Here is a 1,198-nt window from a genome sequence, read left to right as displayed (position 1 = left end):
ACCATTTTTGCATTTCGTTCACCGCTACAGGTGGACAGGTCACCTGCTTTAATTAACCTGTGCAGTGTTGTTCTACTCTTACCCGTCAGTCGGGCAGCCTCACTAATAGACACTCTGGCCATCAGTTACCATCCTGTAATGCATCCAGTCTCGAGGACAGTGTACGGAAAAGATGCTCCGCATCATCGTGGAGTTTCTCCCAAAGGTCGGCCTCGACATCAAGATCAAGCTCGTTAAGCTTCTCCAGCAGGAGCAGAGACTGATTCTGGATGAATTTAGCCATGTTCAGCGCTGTTTTCTGTTGTTTCGTCATAAGAAGCCTCAGAGCGTCAGTGCTCAGTGTAAGAACAGTCTCTTTTCCGCTTCCTCGCTCACTCAGTCGCTACGCTCCGGTCGTTCGGCTGCGGCGAGCGGCAGGAGCATGCGTATAAAAGCTCGAGAAGACCGAGCGGTCAAATGGGGAAGAAGGAAAGGCCGCAAAGCGGCCGTTTTTCCATAGGCTCCGCCCCCCTGACGAGTATCATAAAATCTGACGCTCAAATCAGTGGTGGCGAAACCCGACAGGACTATAAAGATACCAGGCGTTTCCCCCTGGTGGCTCCCTCGTGCGCTCTCCTGTTCCTGCCATTCGGTTTACCGGTGTCATTCCGCTGTTATGGCCGCGTTTGTCTCATTCCACGCCTGACACTCAGTTCCGGGTAGGCAGTTCGCTCCAAGCTGGACTGTATGCACGAACCCCCCGTTCAGTCCGACCGCTGCGCCTTTTCCGGTAACTATCGTCTTGAGTCCAATCCGGAAAGACACGCAAAAACGCCACTGGCAGCAGCCACTGGTAACTGATTTAGAGGAGTTAGTCTTGAAGTTATGGGTCAGTTAAGGCCACACTGAAAGAACAAGTTTTGGTGACTGCGCTCCTCTACTAGCCAGTTACCTAGGTTCAAAAGACCTGCAAGTTATTTGAACCCTTGAAAAAACCGCCCTGCAAGGCGGTTTTTTCATTTCCAGCCAAGAAGATAACGCCTTAAAAGGGGTAGCGCAACACCATTTATCAACAAACAGATAAATAAAATGTTTAACCCCCACATCAAAAGCAATACAATAAACAAAATGAATACAATTAATTAAGAAAGAAACAACATGAAATAAAATTTATGTTATTAGAATATTAGAATATCACAAAATGTAAAAGAAGTAAAGA

Annotated in this window: 2 protein-coding genes; both read right to left on the bottom strand. The window is 47.7% G+C overall.

Annotation, left to right across the window (positions count from 1 at the left end):
• Positions 1-122 (bottom strand): helix-turn-helix domain-containing protein (locus FYJ80_RS12200; RefSeq protein ID WP_142909525.1); only part of this gene is annotated, 122 nt, incomplete at its 3' end.
• Positions 122-313, bottom strand: coding sequence for a Rop family plasmid primer RNA-binding protein (locus FYJ80_RS11645; protein ID WP_154427075.1), 192 nt, complete (start codon positions 311-313; stop codon positions 122-124). The genes FYJ80_RS11645 and FYJ80_RS12200, both read right to left, overlap by 1 nt.
• Positions 314-1,198 lie beyond the last annotated feature (885 nt).

This window comes from Bullifex porci (assembly GCF_009695635.1).
In the GTDB taxonomy this organism is placed as follows: Bacteria; Spirochaetota; Spirochaetia; order Sphaerochaetales; family Sphaerochaetaceae; genus Bullifex; species Bullifex porci.
The sequence above is the reverse complement of the archived record's forward strand: the minus strand, read 5'-3'. Positions and strand labels throughout refer to the sequence as shown.